Raw genomic sequence first — 4026 nt, 5'->3', positions numbered from 1 at the left:
TGTTCTGGTTTTTTTGGATCCAGTTTTTGACATTTTGTGGTGTTGTTCGACCGCTTCGGGGTCCGTGTTGGGTGACGGAGCGGGAGGCGGCGGCGACGGCGAAGGCCAGGGTGTCTTGCAGGGTCCAGCCCTGTTCCAGCCCATGGACCAGAGTGCCGCCGAAGGTGTCGCCGGCACCGGTGACATCGGCGACCTCGACCGCATAGCCGGCCGCGGTTAACAGGGTGCCGTCCTGCATGGCGGTCGCGCCCTCGGCGGCGGCGGTGCGGATCAGGGTGCGGATTTGGTTTTGCGCCATCCAGGCCTGCGCGCAGCGGATGTCGTCCTGACCGAAGGTATTGCGGAAGCCGGTCTGGTTCATGATCACGACCTCGGCCCCCTGCAGATAGGGCAGGTCGGCATCCGTCGCACCGCCGACATCCAGATCGAAGACCAGCTTGCGGCCATGGGCGCGCAGATCGGCCAGCAATTCCGCCTGCGCCAGAACCTGACCGTCGATCTGCGCATGCAGCCGCCGCACCCGGTAGAGCGTGGTGTAAAGATAGCCCGGCGCGCGCAGGGCGGTCATGGTCTGGGGCGGCAGCCACATCGGCTGCTGGCCCATCTCGACGGTCAGGACGATATGCTCGCCACCGACCAGAAAGATGAAGTTGCGCGATTCCGGGATCGCGGGATCGCGCAGCATGTGGCGGGTCGCCACCTGATGCGCGGCCAGATCCGCGATCAGCCGCTCCGAGAGCGGGCTGGCATTCAGCAGCGAGATGAACTCGGGCCGCCCGCCGAAACCGGCATGGACCACGGCGGCATTGGCGATCGAGCCACCGGCCTCGGACGGCAATTCGGTGACGAACCCCTTGTCGGCGGGACCCGGCCAGCGCTCGGCGGTGTAATATTCGTCCAGCGCGACATCGCCGATGAAGAACGCGGTCATGGGCGGATCTCGACCGGGCCGGCATCCGGGGCGACCCAGGGGTCGGGACCCAGCCCGCAGATCGCCATCCAGTAATAGGCGGTCGGGCCGTCCAGCCCGCAGCAGGCATCGTGCCAGACATTGCGGTTCATGACCGCGACCTGACCGGGCTGGATGACAAAGGCGCGGATCGCCGCGGCATCGGGCGCGTCGGCCGCCGAGGGCGGGGCCACGGCCAGAACAATGGGCGCGCCCGCGCAGAACAGCGCCTCCTCGGTCAAGGGGTGGCGCTCCATCTGGCGGCAGGTCCAGGGCGCGGCGGGGGCACGGGTCATGCCCAGATGCCCGCGCCCGTCGATCAGCGGCGGCAGGGTAAAGCCGTCGAGCCAGTCCGGCCCTTTCGTCAGCCGGACATCCGGCCCGTCCACGCCAAGATCATGGACGCGACCGAAGGCGGCAAAACCCGCGGCGGTCAGGGGTTCCGGGGTGACATGGCTCATGCGTAGGCGCTCCGCGCGGCATGGACGGTGGCCATGAAGGTCGCGACATGGTCGGCGCAGACCCGGCCGGTATCCTTGTGGGTGTCCTTGAGCCAGCTGCCGACGATCACGCCATCTGCGGCCTCCATCTGCGCGGGCAGGTTGGCATTGGTCACGCCCGCCCCGATGAACAGCGGCACGTCGCCGCCGGTGGCGGCGCGGAAGCGCGCGACCTTGGCCAGATCGGTTTCCTGACCCGTCGCATCCGAGGTCACCACCAGCCCGTCGCAGCGCGCCGCGCCCAGTTGCACGTCGCCGGCCTCGTCCCGGCCGGACAGGACCGGCTGATACTTGAAGCGGACGCCGCCCAGCAGCAGCGCCGGAACGCTGGCCCGCTCGGCCGCCAGATGCGCGGCAAAGGCGTCGTCCTGTTCCGGGGGCAGATGGCCGCAGACGGAATCGATCTGGATGAAGGCCACCGGATAGCGCCGGGCCAGAGCGAAGGCGCGGTCATTGTCGCGCAGCATGTTGACGCCGATGCGCGGCCCCAGATCCAGCCCCATCAGCCGATCCAGCACGCGTTCGACATCCTCGGCCCCGCCGAAGTAATTTTCCACGACAAGGCCGTCGATCCCTGCCCCGGCCATGATCCGGGCTTCCTCAAGGGCCTGCGCCAGCTTCGATTCCGGATCGTTCCCGGCCAGATGCAGCATGCCCAGAATGGGGCATCTGACTGCAAACACGCTTGCAAGCGCCGTCATATCACTTCTCTCCTATGCCCTGCGGAGCCGGATTCTGGCCCCATCGGGTTGAAAAATTCATCTCGACGCGGGGCGAATAGACGATCGAGGTCCGCTCGACCTCGCGCCCTTCCGCGTCCAGCACCTCGCCCGAGGCGCACAGATAGCCGGCGATCGCCGGGTCCTCGCCAAAGACCTCGGACAGAAGCGCGCTTGGCGGCACGACGCGCAGGCTCAGTTCCGAGCGCGCGGGATGGCGATCGTAATCGCGGCGCAGCACCTCATAAAGCGACAGCGCGGCGAAATCGTAGCGCTCGATCCCCGGATAAAGCGCCAGCGGCAGCCAGGAGGTATCAAGGTTCATCCAGGTGACGCGACTGCCATCATCCAGCCCGCGGGCACGGGTCAGGATCAGGGTGCCGTCCTCGATCCGGTGGCCAAGGACGCGGGTGACCGGGCGCAGCCCCTTGGAGCGTGCCAGATCCGAGAAGCTGCCGAAATTCCAGACGCTGTGGGTGACCGGGCGATGGGTGACGATGGTGCCGCGCCCGCGTTCCTTGCGCACCAGCCCGTCGCGTTCCAGCAGTGCCATGGCATTGCGCACCGTGGTGCGCGCGATCGACAGCCGGTCGCGCAGCTCGTTCTCCGAGGGAAGGATCCCCCCCTCGGAATAGGCGCCCGACAGGATGGCCGCCCGCAAGGCCTGATGCAGTTGCCGGTAAAGCTGCTCGCCCGAATAAAGGTCAAGGCGGATCGACCCCAGCGGGTCTTCGCGGCTGCCGGTCTGGTCTTGCGGTGCGTCACTCATCGGATCTGCTTCTGCTCAGGGGGTTGCGCCATTGACGACGAACTTGTCGACCTGGCCGACAGTCAGTTGATAGCGTTCGACAATCTGCTTGTAGCTGCCATCCGCCAGCATGCCGTTCAAGGCCGCAAGCACCGCATCGCGCAATTGCGGATTGTCCTTGGCGAAGGCGATGCCATAGGGGTTCTGTTCGCCCGGCTCACCCAGCTGATAGAACTTGCCCGGCTCGGTCAGCGCCAGATCGGCCAGCCCCTCGACCCCGATGACCGAGGCCTGCGCCCGGCCCAGCCGCATCTGCATGATATGTTCGGCCTGGGTGGCGATCTGGATGACGTTGAAGGGCTGGTCCGCCGGGCAGGTTGCCTTGCCGGTCTCTTCGGCCCAGGTCACCCAGCTGGTGCCGGTGGCGACGGCGATGGTCTTGCCGCACAGGTCCTTCAGCGCGCCGATCTCGGCCTTGTTCTCGGCGATCGCGTAGAACACGTTGCCGGTGATGAAATAGTCGATGAAATCCAGCTGCGCGCGGCGCTCGACCTTGTCCGAGAAGGCGCTGATCAGCATGTCCGAGCGATCGGTGACGATCTGCGGGATCAGCTGGGGGAACTCGACATTGGTGAATTCGACCTTCAGGCCCAGCCGCTCGCCGATGGCGCGTGCCAGATCCATGTCGAAGCCCTTCAGCTCATCCGAGCCGGGATCGGTGAATTCCATCGGCGGATAGGCCAGGCTGGTCACCACCTTGAGCACGCCGGCCGAGGCAATGTCCTGCGGCAGCAGCGCGGCGGCCTTGGGGTCGGTCTCGGCCAGGGCCGGCGCGGCCAGCGCCAGGGTCAGGGCCAGGGCCGGCATGGCCCGGCCAATCGCCGTCTTCGAAAGCATCATGGGATCACTCGCTGTTGGAGGTTGTTATCGTTGGGGTCTCTGTCAGGAACCTGGACAGGAAGGCGCGCACGCGCGGGTCCGTAGGGTCGGACAGCACGGATTGGGCCGGGCCGCATTCGCGGACCTCGCCATCGATCATCACCACGACGCGGTCGGCGACCTCGCGGGCAAAGCCGATCTCATGGGTGACAACGATCATCGTCGTCCCGG

General features: G+C 66.8%; 5 protein-coding genes and 1 pseudogene. All 6 read right to left on the bottom strand.

Annotated elements, in window-relative coordinates; translation table 11 throughout:
- Window positions 1-931: carbohydrate kinase family protein (locus GL300_RS25955; protein ID WP_155042564.1), on the bottom strand; the 931-nt coding region annotated here is incomplete at its 3' end.
- The gene (locus GL300_RS25950; RefSeq protein ID WP_155042563.1) at window positions 928-1410 is read right to left on the bottom strand and encodes an ureidoglycolate lyase; all 483 of its coding nucleotides are present in this window, start codon (window positions 1408-1410) and stop codon (window positions 928-930) included. The genes GL300_RS25955 and GL300_RS25950, both read right to left, overlap by 4 nt.
- Window positions 1407-2150 (bottom strand): BtpA/SgcQ family protein, encoded by a 744-nt coding sequence (locus GL300_RS25945; RefSeq protein ID WP_155042562.1) that lies wholly within the window; start codon window positions 2148-2150, stop codon window positions 1407-1409. The genes GL300_RS25950 and GL300_RS25945 overlap by 4 nt, the downstream gene beginning before the upstream one ends.
- Before the next feature lies 1 nt (window position 2151).
- Window positions 2152-2937, bottom strand: coding sequence for a GntR family transcriptional regulator (locus tag GL300_RS25940; RefSeq protein WP_155042561.1), 786 nt, complete (start codon window positions 2935-2937; stop codon window positions 2152-2154).
- A gap of 15 nt (window positions 2938-2952) precedes the next feature.
- Window positions 2953-3816 (bottom strand): ABC transporter substrate-binding protein, encoded by an 864-nt coding sequence (locus GL300_RS25935; protein WP_155042560.1) that lies wholly within the window; start codon window positions 3814-3816, stop codon window positions 2953-2955.
- A 4-nt stretch (window positions 3817-3820) separates the two neighbouring features.
- Window positions 3821-4026 (bottom strand): annotated as a pseudogene (locus GL300_RS25930) (hypothetical protein); the annotation flags it as partial.

The organism is Paracoccus litorisediminis (assembly GCF_009711205.1).
Taxonomy (GTDB): Bacteria; Pseudomonadota; Alphaproteobacteria; order Rhodobacterales; family Rhodobacteraceae; genus Paracoccus; species Paracoccus litorisediminis.
This window is presented reverse-complemented; position numbering and strand designations above follow the sequence as displayed.

Coding starts and splice junctions, on each gene's coding strand:
- GL300_RS25950 (WP_155042563.1), bottom strand. CDS start 1,410: ATGAGCCATGTCACCCCGGAACCCCTGACCGCCGCGGGTTTTGCCGCC.
- GL300_RS25945 (WP_155042562.1), bottom strand. CDS start 2,150: ATGACGGCGCTTGCAAGCGTGTTTGCAGTCAGATGCCCCATTCTGGGC.
- GL300_RS25940 (WP_155042561.1), bottom strand. CDS start 2,937: ATGAGTGACGCACCGCAAGACCAGACCGGCAGCCGCGAAGACCCGCTG.
- GL300_RS25935 (WP_155042560.1), bottom strand. CDS start 3,816: ATGATGCTTTCGAAGACGGCGATTGGCCGGGCCATGCCGGCCCTGGCC.